The organism is Qipengyuania gaetbuli (genome assembly GCF_009827315.1).
GTDB classification, from domain to species: Bacteria; Pseudomonadota; Alphaproteobacteria; order Sphingomonadales; family Sphingomonadaceae; genus Qipengyuania; species Qipengyuania gaetbuli.
The window spans coordinates 210,890-225,073 of record NZ_WTYF01000003.1 but is presented as its reverse complement, the minus strand read 5'-3'; the positions used below and the strand labels follow the sequence as shown (position 1 = coordinate 225,073).

12 protein-coding genes are annotated in these 14,184 nt (G+C 66.5%); all 12 read right to left on the bottom strand.

From position 1 onward, the window contains the following. Positions 1–5 precede the first annotated feature (5 nt). Positions 6–950 (bottom strand): hypothetical protein, encoded by a 945-nt coding sequence (locus tag GRI42_RS01290; RefSeq protein ID WP_170289983.1) that lies wholly within the window; start codon positions 948–950, stop codon positions 6–8. Positions 951–1,122: 172 nt separating this feature from the next. After that, positions 1,123–1,905: a Bax inhibitor-1/YccA family protein gene (locus GRI42_RS01285; RefSeq protein WP_160606259.1), complete on the bottom strand. Its 783-nt coding sequence runs from the start codon at positions 1,903–1,905 to the stop codon at positions 1,123–1,125. Between the two features lie 132 nt (positions 1,906–2,037). Next, positions 2,038–2,541, bottom strand: a complete 504-nt coding sequence (locus GRI42_RS01280; protein WP_160606258.1) for a type III secretion system chaperone family protein — start codon at positions 2,539–2,541, stop codon at positions 2,038–2,040. A gap of 148 nt (positions 2,542–2,689) precedes the next feature. After that, a complete protein-coding gene (locus tag GRI42_RS14040; protein ID WP_160606257.1) occupies positions 2,690–4,321 on the bottom strand; it encodes an SPOR domain-containing protein in 1,632 nt (543 codons plus the stop codon). 56 nt (positions 4,322–4,377) lie between these two features. Beyond that, entirely contained in the window at positions 4,378–6,066 is a 1,689-nt protein-coding gene (gene ftsZ, locus GRI42_RS01270; protein ID WP_160606256.1) for a cell division protein FtsZ, read from the bottom strand. Positions 6,067–6,199: 133 nt separating this feature from the next. After that, on the bottom strand, positions 6,200–7,519 hold the full coding sequence (gene ftsA, locus GRI42_RS01265) for a cell division protein FtsA (RefSeq protein ID WP_234033754.1): 1,320 nt from the start codon (positions 7,517–7,519) through the stop codon (positions 6,200–6,202). Further along, positions 7,492–8,388 (bottom strand): cell division protein FtsQ/DivIB, encoded by an 897-nt coding sequence (locus tag GRI42_RS01260; protein WP_160606255.1) that lies wholly within the window; start codon positions 8,386–8,388, stop codon positions 7,492–7,494. The genes ftsA and GRI42_RS01260 overlap by 28 nt, the downstream gene beginning before the upstream one ends. After that, the gene (locus GRI42_RS01255; protein ID WP_160606254.1) at positions 8,381–9,346 is read right to left on the bottom strand and encodes a D-alanine--D-alanine ligase; all 966 of its coding nucleotides are present in this window, start codon (positions 9,344–9,346) and stop codon (positions 8,381–8,383) included. The genes GRI42_RS01260 and GRI42_RS01255 overlap by 8 nt, the downstream gene beginning before the upstream one ends. Positions 9,347–9,350: 4 nt before the next feature. Next, complete coding sequence (gene murB, locus GRI42_RS01250) at positions 9,351–10,274, bottom strand: UDP-N-acetylmuramate dehydrogenase (protein ID WP_170289988.1); 924 nt, start codon at positions 10,272–10,274, stop codon at positions 9,351–9,353. 38 nt (positions 10,275–10,312) lie between these two features. Then, on the bottom strand, positions 10,313–11,734 hold the full coding sequence (gene murC, locus GRI42_RS01245) for a UDP-N-acetylmuramate--L-alanine ligase (RefSeq protein ID WP_160606253.1): 1,422 nt from the start codon (positions 11,732–11,734) through the stop codon (positions 10,313–10,315). Continuing rightward, positions 11,731–12,927 (bottom strand): undecaprenyldiphospho-muramoylpentapeptide beta-N-acetylglucosaminyltransferase, encoded by a 1,197-nt coding sequence (gene murG / locus GRI42_RS01240; RefSeq protein WP_160606252.1) that lies wholly within the window; start codon positions 12,925–12,927, stop codon positions 11,731–11,733. The genes murC and murG overlap by 4 nt, the downstream gene beginning before the upstream one ends. Continuing rightward, the gene (locus GRI42_RS01235) at positions 12,924–14,183 is read right to left on the bottom strand and encodes an FtsW/RodA/SpoVE family cell cycle protein (protein ID WP_234033776.1); all 1,260 of its coding nucleotides are present in this window, start codon (positions 14,181–14,183) and stop codon (positions 12,924–12,926) included. The genes murG and GRI42_RS01235 overlap by 4 nt, the downstream gene beginning before the upstream one ends. Position 14,184: the final 1 nt, after the last annotated feature.

The window sequence follows — 14,184 nt, the reverse complement described above, 5'->3', positions numbered from 1 at the left end:
GACGCTTATCGCGGGTCCGGCGTATCGACCTGACCGACCTGGCCCTGCACGACTTCGCCCGACTGGAAGATCGGTCCCTGCGTCGGCAGTGCCGTGGTGGTTTCGCCCGTCGCGGGGTTCTGCGTGGCGACCACGACCGGTTGCTGCGCGGAAGCGGGGGGTGCCTGCGTCGAAGCCGTGGCGCTACGCGGCGCGGTAGCCGGCATGGAGTTCACCAGCGTCTGGCCCGGTGCGACATTGACCCTCGGGTCGAGCGGGTTGGTGTAGCCCTGCACCGTGGTGGTCACCGACGGCGGGCCGTAACGCGAATCCCAGGCCGCCAGATCGACGCGGTACTGCTCGTATGCGCGGTAGAAATCGTTGAACACCGACTCGATCCGCGGCAGCGCGACCGCCGCAAAGCTGTCGAGCGTGTTCGGCTCTGCCAGCAGCACTTCCTGGCTGACGGAATAGGACACGTCGCAGAAGTTCTTCAACGCCGGCGGCAGAGCAAAATAGTTGTAGACCTGCGTCATGTAGGAATCCTGCACGTCGCGATAAGTCGCGCCGTACTTCTGGCGGAATTCGCTCTGCAGGGCGCGGTTGGTGGCGGATAGCTGGCGCGCATTGCGCTTCAGGAATGCCCCGTAATTGTCGACGATCGAGGTGCGCATCGGCTCGGGGCAATTGAGCGCAGCCACGTTCAGCGCCGAACGCAGGTTCCAGGTCGTCTGCGACGGTGTGAGGTTGGCATTGACGGTCTGGCGAACGCCATTCGCCACCAGCGGGATCGTCATGCCGGTCGTCGCGCCCATCGGCGGGACCGGACGCGGCGGGACCACCACCGGCGGAGGCGGCGGAGGCGGCGGAGGCGGCGGGGGCGGCGGCGGCGGAGTGGCACAGGCGGCAAGAGCTAGCAGACCGCCGGCGACGGCGGTGAAGCGGATTGTGATGTTCGAACGGCGGCTCACGGCGCGCTGACCCTCCTCAAGCATGTGCGACCCCAACATGCGCCTGCCTGCATTGACCGGCGATGAAGCGTGGCCGAAACCTAGCCGCAAGCAGGGCCAAAGAAAATGCCCGGGGCGCAAGTTACGCCCCGGGCACGATGAAGAGAGTCGCTGCTGCGACGGGCGGAGCGAATTACTCGCGGTTGCCCAGGAACTGCAGCAGGAACATGAACAGGTTGATGAAGTCGAGATAGAGGCTGAGAGCGCCCATCACGACGGCCTTGCCCGCATATTCGGTACCGCGGACATAGCTGTATTCATTCTTCAGGCGCTGGGTGTCGTAGGCGGTGAAACCGGCGAAGATCAGCACGCCGAGAATGTTGATCACCAGGCCCATGGCGCCCGACTGGAAGAAGAACGCGTTCAGCAGCATTGCCACGATGATGCCGATCAGGCCCATCAGCAGGAAGCTGCCCCAACCGGACAGGTTCTTCTGCGTGGTGTAGCCGAACAGGCTGAGGCCCGCGAAGGCAGCAGCCGAGGCGAAGAAGGCCGAAGCGATCGATTCACCGGTGTAAGTGGCGAAAATCGTCGACATCGACATGCCGAACAGCACCGCGAAGGACCAGAACATGGCCTGCAGCGTGGTCTTGCTGAACCGCGCCACCCCGCCGAAGCTGAGGACGAGGATGAAGGCCAGTGGCGCAAGCGAGATGATCCAGCCCAGCATGGTCGGCTGGATGGCGTTGCCTGCCGCGGTCGGCACGACCCGGTAGGCCGCTTCGAACAGCGCGGTGTTGACGAACAGCAGCGCGACGATGCCGGTCAGCAGCACGCCCGATGCCATCATGTTGTAGATCGACAGCATGTGCTGGCGCAGGCCAGCATCGAAAGTGGTCTGGCGGGATACGGCGTCGCCCGCGCGCGGTACGGACGTTGCGCCCGTCCTACGGTCGGTGTCGTTCCAGTCGGACATTGTCAAAACTCCTCTGCGCGCCTCACACAATAGTGCGGCGCTCCGGACACGAATATCGGTGTTTCTCCGGTCGATTTCAAGCGAAACCGGAATGCCCTTGGCTAACGCAAATCAACCATTTGGGCCCTGCGGTCAGGCTTCTCCGGCCGCATCCACCATGGCCGCCTTCAGCGCCTCGCGCGGGGTCTTGTCGCCCCACAGCACGAATTGGAACGCCGGGTAGAAGCGGTCGCATTCCTCGACCGCGATTTCGACCAGCGACTGCGCCTGCGACAGGCTAAGCAGCCCTTCGTCGCCGAGGATGGTGCCGTTGCGATAGAGCAGCACGCCGCCGTTCGACCAGATGTCGAAATGGCCGAGCCACATCTGCTCGTTGACCAGCGTCACCAGCTCCTGCGCAACCGCCCGCTTTTCATCCGGGATGCGGATTTCCGGCAGGCACAGCAGTTGCAGGACCAGGTCCTCAGGGCGCCATATCCCGCGCAGCTGGTAACTGGTCCAGCTGCCCGGCACCTCGCCGCTCATTTCCTCGCCCGACGACCCGCAGGCCCAGCCGCGGGCCTCGAACAGGGCCATCAGCATGTCGAGTGGAGCGGCGTCCTCTTCGGCCTCGAACCGGCTTTCCGAGGTTCTCATTCTGGCGATCCCGTGGCTCTCATGGGAGGCCTTTTGCAGAACGGCGTGGCGGCTTGGCAATCGGCCTGCGCGAGGGTGCTGGGGAGAACGCAAGCGGCTTGTGCAAACCCTGTGCACAAGCTGCCGGATACGGATAGGCGAGGTCCGCTCAATCGAGCGGTGCAATCTCCTGGCCCTCGTCGCTGGAGAACGGGAAACTGTCGATTTCCAGCTCTTTCAGGCGGGTCACCATGGCACGCGCGGCATCGCGCGATTCGTAAGGCCCGGCCAGCAGGCGGTTCGCTTCACCCCACGGCGTGGTGAACGGGCCCTTCTTGCCGAGCGCGCCATCCGCCTTGCGCGAAATCCGGCGCCAATCGAAGCCCAGCGCCTTCAGATCCTTGCCGGTCGCGACCTGTACCCAATGGCGGGCAGGATGCTTCGGCGGGGGCGGCGGAGGCGGTGCTTCCACTTCGCGCGGGGCCTTGATGCGGGTGATATCCACCGCACCGGCGCGCGGCGTGGCACTGGTTTGCACAAGGTCGAAATCGGCGAAAGCATCCGCGACGCTCGGCTCCGGCTCGGCCGGTGCAGGCGCGGGAGGCGGCGGTGCTGGCGGAGGCGCCGGAGGAGGCGCGGCCTGCGACACGGGTGTCATGGCCGGAAGCTCTCCGCGCGCAACGACTACCGGCTCGCTGACGGTCGACGCAATCTGCGGTGTGGGTGCAGGCGCGGGCGTCGGCGCGGGAGCAGGCGCCGGAGGAGGTGGCGGCGGCGGCGCAGGTCGCTGCACCACGGGTTCGACGCGCGGACGGCTCGTGACCGAGCGCTCGAAGGCCGGGATCGTGCTCGCCACCTGCGGTGCGGCGCGGCGCGGTTCGGGCGATGGGGCAGGCGTCGGCGCCGGTGTCGGCCTTGGGGCCTGTGCCTGCTGCTGCGCGCGGGTGCGCTCGAGCTGCGAACCCATCGGCGGGCCTTGCGGGGCGAGGCCTGCATCCGCGCCGCGCACTGCAGAGCTGTCGAAACCGGCGATCGCCGGATCGTCGCGCCCGATCGCTGCCGTGCGCGGGAATACGCCAAGCGTCCCGGCCGCGGCCTGCTGCGCGGGCGTCAACTGCGGCATGTAGCGCAGGTAAGGTTCCACGCGCGAAGCCATGGGCGTGGGCATCATGTCGCGCGCGATCTTCACCGCAGCCTCGACCTCGCCCAGCACGGCAAGGCCGAACGCGCGGGTGCGGAACGCGGCATTGTCGCCCTGCTGCAGCAACGGCAGCAGCGTCGCCTCGAACCCGGCCTTGTCGCCGGAAATTGCCTGGCTGAGCGCAAGATTGCGCCGGATATCGGAATTCTCGCCCTGCGACAGCGCCAGCCGGTACAGCGCCTGCGCACTCGCCGCATCGCCGACGAGGTCGAAGGCAAGCCCGCGGTCGGCGGCCATCAGCGCCGGTGCCACCCCTGCCCGCTCTGCCTCGGCGAAAAGCTGCAACGCCTCAACCGGACGGCGGGAATAGGTATAGGCGCGCGCAAGGCCCAGCGTGATGCGCGAGTTGGCCGGCGCGATGTCCTGGGCACGGCCGAAGAAACCGATGGCTGCGGGAATGTCGCCAAGCTTGAGCGCCGCTTCACCAGCGTCGAGCAGGGCTGCGACGTCGCCCGAATTGCGCGCCAGCCGCTGCAATGCCGAATTGAGGTCGTCAGAACCTTCCGGCGGGAGCGGCTGGACCACTTCCTGCGCTGCAAGCGGGGTCGCGGCGATGGCGAGCGCGACCAGGGCCGCGCCGCGCCATCTGCTGTTTTTCATCGGTCGATACATGGCCTGCCCTTGCCGCGCCCGGGGCGCAGCGGGGTTCGAAAACCTTACTGGTTGTTCTGGCGTCCAAGGAAGCGCGGGATGTTGAGCGAGCCGCTGCTGCCCTCGTCCTCGTCGCCATCGTCATCGTCGTCGCTTTCGGACTGGGACGAGCCGCGCGACAGGTTCGCCATGCGTTCGAACAGCGTGCTGCCCTGCGAAGCCGGCGCATTGCCGCCGGCGTCACCGCCACCTGCGCCGCCGCCAAGGATCGCCTGCTTGCGGCCGGGCTTGCTGGCGAGCGGGCTCTGCCCATCGGCATACTGGTCCGCGCCGAGCTGCAGTTCGTCCTGGCCGGCATCGCCGTCGAGCGGGTCGGACAGGTCGAGCGGCGAACCGGCAGCGCCGTCGCCATCGTCGGTCCAGCCGTCACCGAAGCCGGTGTCGTCGGCAGGCGAAGGCAGGTCGTCCTCGTCATAGTTGTCGAAGCGCTCGGTCTCTTCGTTGCGCAGGCCGGCGAGCGGATCGACGATGCCGTCGACATCGTCGTCTTCCTCGTCCTCGTCACCGAAATCGTCGGCGCTGGCGGACGACAGCCCGAGCGAGGAGATGCCCTCGTCTTCGGCCATGGTGTCGAGCACGTCTTCTTCCGGCTCGGCCGAGAGGCCTTCGCTCAGTTCGAAAGGTTCGTCGTCGGTCACGCTCTCGCTCGGCAGGTCGAGCACCGGGCGCTGCGGCGCACGCGATTCCGACATGGAGAAACTGCGCGTCGGCGCTGCAGCAGCCGAACCGCTCTGTTCTATGCCGGTGGCAACGACCGAGACGCGGATCTTGCCCTGTAGGTCGGGGTTGAATGCGCTACCCCAGATAATGTTGGCGTCTTCGTCGACCAGCTCGCGGATGTGGTTCGCGGCCTCGTCGACTTCGAGCAGCTTCATGTCCTCGCCGCCGATGATCGAGATGATCACGCCCTTGGCGCCGGCCATGGACACGCCGTCGAGCAGCGGGTTGGCAATCGCCAGTTCGGCGGCCTCGAGCGCGCGGTTCTCGCCCTCGCCCTCGCCGGTGCCCATCATGGCCTTGCCCATTTCGCTCATCACCGAACGCACGTCGGCGAAGTCGAGGTTGATGAGGCCCGGCATGACCATGAGATCGGTGATCGAACGCACGCCCTGCTGCAGCACCTCGTCGGCGAGCATGAAGGCTTCCTTGAAGGTGGTTTCCGCCTTCGCGACCAGGAACAGGTTCTGGTTCGGAATGACGATCAGCGTGTCGACGTGCTTCTGCAGTTCCTCGATACCGGCTTCCGCAGCGCGCATGCGGCGGGTGCCTTCGAACAGGAACGGCTTGGTCACGACGCCGACGGTCAGCACGCCCTTGCGGCGTGCGGCTTCTGCGATGACGGGCGCTGCACCGGTGCCGGTGCCGCCGCCCATGCCGGCCGCGATGAAGACCATGTTGCAGCCGTCGAGCGCGTCTTCGATGTCCTCGACCGTTTCTTCGGCCGCAGCCTTGCCCACTTCGGGACGGGCGCCTGCGCCGAGGCCGCCGGTGATGTCGGGACCGAGCTGGATGCGCTTTTCGGCCGACGAGCTGGACAGTGCCTGCGCATCGGTATTGGCCACGATGAATTCCACGCCCTCGATCTCGGCCGCCATCATGTTCGCGATCGCATTGCCGCCGGCGCCACCGACGCCGATCACCATGATCTTGGGACGCAAATCGTCGCTGGAAGCGGGGCCGATATTGATGCTCATTGAGCTTTCCTCGAAGTAAAAAGTCGACTGAAAACGGTTATGTCACACCTTTGGCAGAAAGCGAATCGCCGCGCCAAAGGTAAATAGCCTTATCCACAAGGCCTAAAGCGCGTGTTACCTCGGTGTTCAACCATCAGAAGTACTCCTTCACCGCCTGGACCACGCGGTTGAGCAAGCCGAGACCGGAATAGCGCCGCGAGGGCTGGTAGCTGGGGCCGATGGACCGGATGTCGACCGGGTCTTCCGAGGCATAAAGGCACAGGCCCGCCAGCGTCGCGAAGCCGGGTGTCGCATGGGCTTCGGGCAGGCCGCGCAGGGCCGGCGGCTTGCCGGTCCGCACTGGCAGGCCGAGCGCACCCTGCATGAATTCGGCAATGCCGTGCAGTTCCGCCCCGCCGCCCGTCAGGACGACCTGTCCGCCGCTGCTGCCAGAAAAGCCCATGGCTTTCAGGCCCTTGGCGATTTCGGAGGTCATCGCGCCCAGCCGGTCGGTGACGACCGACACGAGTTCGGCGCGCGGGATGCGGTTGTGTTCGTCCGCGCCGCGCGCAGGCTGGCCGCTGGGTTCCTCGTCCGGCGCGTTCACCGGGATCATCTCGCGGTGGTCGCTCGGCGTCGCGATGGCCGATCCCGAAACGCATTTGAGGCGCTCTGCCTGGCTGCGCCGGATACCCAGAGAAGAGGCGATGGCATCGGTGATGTCGTTGGAGCCGACCGGGATCGAGCGCAGGCCCAGCAGCATCCCGCCGGCATGGACCGAGACATTGGTAACCTGCGCGCCGATTTCGACCAGCGCCACGCCGAGCTCGCGCTCTTCGGCGGACAGGCAGGCATAGGCCGCGGCAAGCGGGCTGGCGACCACGCCTTCGACATCGAGATGCGCGCTCTGCACCGCTTCGATGAGGTTCCTGACCGGCGCGCCCTCGGCCAGCGTAACATGGATATCCACGCCCAGCGATTCCGCATGAAGGCCGGTGGGATTGGCAATGCCGTGCGCCCCGTCGAGCGTGTAGTGGGCTGGCTGCGCGTGCAGAACCATGCGCCCGTCGGGCTGGATATGGTCGCGCGCGGCATAGAGCAGGTGTTCGAGGTCGTCCTCGTCGATGCGGCGCCCGCCGATGGCGATTTCGACGCTGGCGATCTTGCTCGACAGGCCAGCGCCCGCACAGCCGATCCAAACACTCGACACCGAGGTGTTGGCGTTCGCTTCCGCTTTTTCGACGGCGTTGCGGATGGCGTGCGTCGCAAGGCGCATGTCGGTGACATAGCCGCGCTTGATGCCCTCGCTCTTGCGGTGGGACGAGCCGAGCACAACCATTTCGCCGTCTTCGGCCTGGCCCATGATCATGGCCGAGACGCGGAAGGAACCGATGTTCACTGCACCGAACACGCGGGTGACGCGCGGCAGAGGAAGCTGCGTGGCCATTACTGCGCGCTCATCCCGCGCGGACATGGGCCGTCCTTGCACCGCAGGTAGGCGCGGTCGGGGACGCGCATGTCGATGGCGACCGCCTGCCCCCCGATAAGCCGGTTGCGCCCGTCCATCTCGGCGAACTTGACCAGCGCCGCCGGCCCCATCTCGCCTTCGGGAAGCGCCAGCATCTGGCCGGTGCGGAAGGTGAGGTTCCAGCGGCGATTGCCGACCCATTCGGCGGCAACGATCTGCGGCTTCAGCGCCGGCGCTGCATCGAGCAGGCGGCCGAGGTCGGCGACCTGCTTCTGCGCGCCCGGACCGGAAATCAGCAGCTTGCCCTTGGCAGCATCGGCCGACACGGGTTCGAGCTCGTGCCCCTCGTCATCGACCAGCATCAGCCGGTCGGGCTTCGCCAGCACGGCATGCGGCTCGCGCTCGACGATATCGATGCGCAGCGTATCGGGCAGTTGGCGCGAGACGCGTGCATCCTTGACCCACGGCAATTCGAGCAAGCGCTCGCGGATTTCCTCCAGCTCGACCAGCGGCATCGGCCGGTCGGTTTCGCCCAGCACCTTCTGGTAGACGAGCTGTTCGCTCATCCGGTCGACGCCGGTGACGCGCACTGTGCGTACCTCGTAACCTGCACGGCTGGCGGACTTCGCCAGCTCGGCACGCGCGAGTTCGGGAACGCCGGCAAAGCTTGCCACCGTCCATGCGATGCCCAGCCCTGCTGCGACGATCAGGAAGAGGAAGAACTTGTTCCACTGCTCTTCGGTGAAAGGCAGCGCCGCCATCACCTTGTCGAGCATCCCGCTGGTATGCCGCTTGGCCGCCCGCGCCTTCTGGTTGCGGCTGCGCGCCGCAGCCGAGCGCCTGACGCCGGTGGGCTTGCGGGTGACCTTAGCCATCGCGCCGCCCCTTCTCGCGCAGGGCTGCGGCGATGATGGTTTCAACCAGTTCGCCATAGTCCATGCCGATGTGGCGCGCCTGTTCAGGCACGAGGCTGAGCGGAGTCATGCCAGGCTGGGTATTGGTCTCGAGCACGAAGAGCCCGTCCTCGCCCTGTTCCTCGTCCCAGCGGAAGTCCGTGCGGCTGGTGCCCTTGCAGCCCAGCACCCTGTGCGCCTTGAGCGCGATTTCGAGGCACAGGTCGCGGATATTGTCGGGAATGTCGGCCGGGCAGACGTGGTCGGTCATGCCGTCGGTATATTTCGCATCGAAATCGTAGAAGCCGCTCTTGGGCTTGAGTTCGGTGACCGCAAGCGCGCGCGGACCATCCTCGAAATCGACCACGGCCGACGTCATCTCGCGCCCCTTGATGTATGGTTCGGCGAGCAGTTCCCTGAATTCCTGCCACGGCCCCTTGGCATCGCGCGCAATCGGATTGCCGTAATTGCCCTCGTCGGTGACGATCGCGACGCCGACCGAGCTGCCTTCGTTGACAGGCTTGAGCACGTAGGGGCGCGGCAGCGGATCGCGCTCGAACAGCTCTGCGCTTTTCACGATGCGGCCGCCGGGCATGGGAATGCCATGCGGCACCAGCGCCTGCTTGGTCAGCTGCTTGTCGATCGCGATGACCGAGGTGACGAGGCCCGAATGCGTATAGGTCACGCCCATCAGGTCGAGCATGCCCTGCACCGTGCCATCTTCGCCCGGAACGCCGTGAAGCGCGTTGAACACGACATCGGGAGCGGCCTCGGCAATGCGGGCGGCGACCTGGCGGTCCATGTCGATGCGCGTGACCTTGTGGCCACGCGCTTCCAACGCCTTGGCGACGCCTTCGCCCGACATCAGCGAAACGGGCCGTTCGTTGGCCCAGCCGCCCATCAGGACGGCGACGTGGATCTTGGCGTCAAGAATGCTCATCGTATCAGGGCCTTCCAACCCGCTGAATTTCCCATTCGAGCATGACGCCCGAGTTTTCGTAGACGCGCCGGCGCACTTCCTCGCCCAGACCTTCGATATCGGCGCTGGTGGCCGTGCCGGTGTTGATGAGGAAGTTCGTGTGCTTCTCGCTCACCTGCGCGCCGCCCATGGTGAGGCCGCGGCAACCGGCCTTGTCGACCAGTTCCCATGCCTTCATCCCGGGCGGGTTCTTGAAAGTGGATCCGCCGGTCTTGGTGCGCAGCGGCTGGCTGGCCTCGCGCGCATCGGCGATGCGGTCCATTTCCGCGCCGATGGCTTCCGGATCGCCCGGCGTGCCCTCGAACCGCGCCGACACCACGACCGCCCCGTCGGGCAGGGCGGAATGGCGATAGGTATATTGCAGGTCCGCCGCCGGCAGCGTCACCAGCGCGCCGTCGGGCAGGATTACCTGGCAGTCGATCAGGCAGTCCGACACCTCGCGCCCGTAGGCACCGCCGTTCATGCGCACGAAGCCGCCCACGGTGCCGGGAATTCCGCGCATGAATTCGAGGCCCGCAACGCCCGCATCGCGCGCCGCGCTGGCGACAAGGATGCCGTGCGCGCCGCCGCCGCAAGTCACGACCTGCCCGTCGACCGAAACCTTGGCGAAGGGCTTGCCCAGCTTGATCACCACGCCCGGCACACCGCCATCGCGCACGATCATGTTGGATCCGAGGCCGAGCGCCATCACCGGAAGCTCGCCTTCCAGCCGTTCGAGGAACAGGCGCAAGTCGTCGAGGTCTTCGGGTTCGAACATCCAGTCGGCATTGCCGCCGGTCTTGAACCACACCAGCTTTGCGAGCGGAGCGTCCGGCGTCAGCTTGCCGCGCAGCCCTTCCGTCGACACGGGCGTAGCGACACCGCCCTCGACCTCGCAGTCGGGCGCCATGCCGTTGTCCCAGTTGAAGACGTCGTCGGGCTGCTCCATCACGCGCCGCGCTCCTTGGCGATCGCGTCCGCAAGTCCGGCGGCCCATTTCGTGATGTCGCCGGCGCCGAGGCAGACGACGAGATCGCCCTGCTGCACCTCTCCGGCAAGTTGCCGGGCGAGATCATCACGGTCGGTCACGGTGGCGACCGAACGGTGGCCCCGCGACTTGATACCGGCGGCAAGCGCTTCGGCATCGACGCCGGGGATCGGGTCTTCGCCCGCGGCATAGACTGGGGTGATGTAGACGAGGTCGGCCTCGTTGAAGGCGCTCTGGAAGTCGTCCATCAGGTCGCGCAGGCGGGTGTAGCGATGCGGCTGCATCACCGCGATCACGCGGTTGCCCGTCGCCTCGCGCGCAGCGCCCAGCACGGCTCGGATTTCGACCGGGTGATGACCGTAATCGTCGATGACGGTCGCCTTGCCGTCGCGCGTGGCGACTTCGCCAACCTTGGTGAAACGCCGGCGCACGCCGCCGAAGCTGGAAAAGCCGTTGCAAATCACATCGTCGGGGCAGCCCATCTCGATGGCCACCGCAATCGCGGCGAGCGCGTTCTGAACGTTGTGGCGGCCCGGCATCGGCAGGGCCACGTTCTCGATCCGGCGGTCTTCCTCGCCGCGCTGGCGGACGATGACGTCGAAGCGGTTGCCGCCTTCGTGCGGCTGCACGTTGACGCCGCAGATGTCGGCCTGCAGGCTGAAGCCGTAGGTGATCACGCGGCGGTCGCGGACCTTGGCAGTCACGGCCTGCACTTCCGGATGGTCGATGCACATCACCGCAGCGCCGTAGAAGGGCACGTTGTGGATGAACTCCACGAAAGCGTCCTTCACCCCGTCGAAATCGCCGTAATGGTCGAGATGCTCGGGATCGATATTGGTGACGACGGCGATCGTCCCGTCGAGCCGCAGGAAACTGCCGTCGCTCTCGTCCGCCTCGACCACCATCCAGTCGCTGTCGCCGAGGCGTGCGTTGGAGCCGTACTGTTCGATGATGCCGCCATTGATGACGGTGGGATCGATATTGCCCGCATCGAGCAGGGCCGCGATCATGCTGGTCGTGGTCGTCTTGCCGTGCGTGCCCGCGACCGCGATTGTCGACTTGAGGCGCATGAGTTCGGCGAGCATTTCGGCGCGGCGCACCACGGGGATGCGGTTTTCCAGCGCATGGGCGACTTCGGGATTGGTCCGGCGCACGGCGGTCGAGGTGACTACCACGGCCGCGCCCTCGACGTTTTCGGGCTGGTGCCCGATCTTTACCGCAATGCCCTGTTCGCGCAGCCGTTCGACCACCGGGCTTTCGTTGATGTCGGAGCCTTGCACCGTGTAGCCGAGGTTGTTCATCACTTCCGCGATGCCCGACATGCCGATGCCGCCGATGCCGACGAAATGGATGGTGCCGATGTCGGTTGGTACGCCCTTCATTCGGCCATCTCCCGGTTCGCGCCCTGCCCCGCGGGGATACCCTGCGACGCCCCGCGGGCATTGTTTCCGCCGACGCGGATGACGTCCATCATGTCCGCCCCGCCGAAGCTTTCGACGAGATCGGCGAGGTCTTCCACCGCCTTGGGCCTGCCACAGTTCCACGCCGCATGGGCGGCATTGGCGAGGCCCTTGGGATCGTCAGCCAGCACGCGGATCTGCTTGGCGAGTTCCTTCGCCTCGAACCGCTCCTGCCGGATCATGCGCGCGCCGCCGGCCTTCACCATCTCGCGCGTGTTGGCGGCCTGGTGGTCGTCGGTCGCGATGGGCAGCGGGACGAGGATCGCGGGCCGGCCCACGGCGGTCAGTTCGGCAATGGTCGAGGCCCCCGCGCGGCCGATGAAGAGGTGCGCATCGGCAAGGCGGCTCGCCATATCCTCGAAATAGGTGGCGAGTTCGGCGGGAATGCCATGGCTGCGATAGCGTTCGCGCACGTTGTCGAGGTCTTCGGCGCGGCACTGCTGGGTGACCTGCAGCCGGTCACGGATGGCAGGGGGCAGCATCGCCAGCCCGTCGGGCACGATTTCGGACAGCACGCGTGCGCCTTGGCTGCCGCCGGTGACCAGGACCCGCAGCAGGCCATCTTCGCCGAATGCGGGAAACGGTTCGTCACGCAGTGACAGGACGCCTGCGCGCACCGGATTGCCGACGAGGTGGACCTTGCCCTCGTGCTTGGGCTTGAGACGCTGCACGTCGGGATAGGCCGTGGCGATGGCGTCCACCCGGCCCGACAGCAGGCGGTTCACGCGGCCCAGCACGGCATTCTGTTCGTGCACCACGGTGGGGATGCCCGCCGAAGTCGAGGCGAGGATGGCGGGAAGCGAGGGATAGCCGCCGAAACCGACCACCGCGCTCGGCTGGAAGCTGTCGTAGAGGCGCAGCGCCATGCTGCGACCCTGCGCAACGGCGCGCGCGCCCTTCAGCCAGTGCAGCGGGTTCTTGCCGAACCGGCCCGCGGGCAGGACATGGGCGGGCATGAAATCGGGCTTGCCGGGAATTTCCGCCCCGCGCTCGTCGGTGATCAGCGCGACGTGATGACCGCGCCGGTCGAGTTCGGCAGCAAGGGCGAAAGCGGGCAGCAGGTGGCCGCCGGTCCCGCCGGCAGCAAGCACGTAATGTCGGTTGGAAGCACTCATTGGTAGATATCGCGCGTCACACGCACCTGTTTGGTATCCATCGGTTCCGCCTGCCCTAAACCGAGCAGGTCGCCAAGCCCCCGGGTCGACCTTTTCAGGAACGGATTACGCCGCGTAATCGCGATCAGCAGGCCGATGCCGAAACACACGGCGATGGTGGACGAACCGCCATAGCTGATGAGCGGCAGCGTCATGCCCTTCGACGGGAAGAGCTGCAGGTTGACGAGGATGTTGATGAAGGCCTGCCCGCCCAGCAGCGCGGCAAGGCCGGTGCCCGCCAGCAGCGCGAACAAATCGTCCTCGTCGATCAGGCGCATCAGCACGCGAATGACCATGCCGAGATAGAGCAGGACGATCACCGCGCAGGCGATCAGGCCGAATTCCTCGCCGATGACCGAGAAGATGTAGTCGGTATGCGCTTCAGGCAGGCTCATCTTGCGAATGCCGAGGCCGTATCCGGCGCCGGTCCACCCGCCTGCCAGCAGCGTGCGGCTGGCAAGATCGACCTGGTCGTACGCCGTACCTCCGCCGAAGAAGGCATCGATGCGGTGGCGCGCGTTGTCGTAGAGGAAATAGGTCGCGGTGATGCCGACGATGCCGCCGCCGATGACGCCGCCGAGGCGCTTTACCGGAATGCCCGCGACCAGGATCATCACCAGCCACATCCCGGCAAACAGGATCGCCTCGCCGAAATTCGGCTGCAGCATCAGCAGGCAGAAGATGAGACCCGTGAGCGCCGTGGATATGCCGAGCACCGGCAGGTTCGGATCGCGCATCCGCCAGGCAAGTATCCACGCCATCCCCACGGCGAAGGCGGGCTTCAGGAATTCGGACGGCTGGAACTGCATGCCGAGCCATATCCAGCGCCGCGCACCGTTGATCTCCACCCCGATAAAGGGGACGACGAACAGCAGCGCCAGCATGGCGGCGCCCAGCAACAGGGCAAGGCGCCGCGCGTTCTCGCGGCTGAGCATGGATACGCCCAGCAGCACCGCCAGCGCGATCGCCTGCCAAGCGAGGTGGCGGTAGAAGAAGTAGAGCGGATCGAGCGAGGTCGCCGAGGTCGACAGGCGGTCCGCACTCGCAGGACTTGCCGCAGCAACCGCAATCGTGCCGAGCGTCATCATCAGCAGCACGAGGCCGAGCAGCGCGCGGTCGATCTCGCGCCACCAGATCTTCAGTTCGCTCCAGCGGGAGAGCTTGCCCGCGGGCATATGCGCAGGCTTGCGTTTCGCGCCGGGGACGAAGGGCTGCATG

What these genes read in the sequence shown, in the direction of transcription:
- GRI42_RS01255 (WP_160606254.1), bottom strand. Translation starts at nt 9,346, where the DNA reads ATGAGCATTCTTGACGCCAAGATCCACGTCGCCGTCCTGATGGGCGGC.
- murG (WP_160606252.1), bottom strand. Translation starts at nt 12,927, where the DNA reads ATGAGTGCTTCCAACCGACATTACGTGCTTGCTGCCGGCGGGACCGGC.
- murB (WP_170289988.1), bottom strand. Translation starts at nt 10,274, where the DNA reads ATGGCGCCCGACTGCGAGGTCGAGGGCGGTGTCGCTACGCCCGTGTCG.
- murC (WP_160606253.1), bottom strand. Translation starts at nt 11,734, where the DNA reads ATGAAGGGCGTACCAACCGACATCGGCACCATCCATTTCGTCGGCATC.
- GRI42_RS01285 (WP_160606259.1), bottom strand. Translation starts at nt 1,905, where the DNA reads ATGTCCGACTGGAACGACACCGACCGTAGGACGGGCGCAACGTCCGTA.
- ftsZ (WP_160606256.1), bottom strand. Translation starts at nt 6,066, where the DNA reads ATGAGCATCAATATCGGCCCCGCTTCCAGCGACGATTTGCGTCCCAAG.
- GRI42_RS01235 (WP_234033776.1), bottom strand. Translation starts at nt 14,183, where the DNA reads ATGCAGCCCTTCGTCCCCGGCGCGAAACGCAAGCCTGCGCATATGCCC.
- GRI42_RS01260 (WP_160606255.1), bottom strand. Translation starts at nt 8,388, where the DNA reads ATGGCTAAGGTCACCCGCAAGCCCACCGGCGTCAGGCGCTCGGCTGCG.
- GRI42_RS14040 (WP_160606257.1), bottom strand. Translation starts at nt 4,321, where the DNA reads ATGAAAAACAGCAGATGGCGCGGCGCGGCCCTGGTCGCGCTCGCCATC.
- GRI42_RS01280 (WP_160606258.1), bottom strand. Translation starts at nt 2,541, where the DNA reads ATGAGAACCTCGGAAAGCCGGTTCGAGGCCGAAGAGGACGCCGCTCCA.
- ftsA (WP_234033754.1), bottom strand. Translation starts at nt 7,519, where the DNA reads ATGTCCGCGCGGGATGAGCGCGCAGTAATGGCCACGCAGCTTCCTCTG.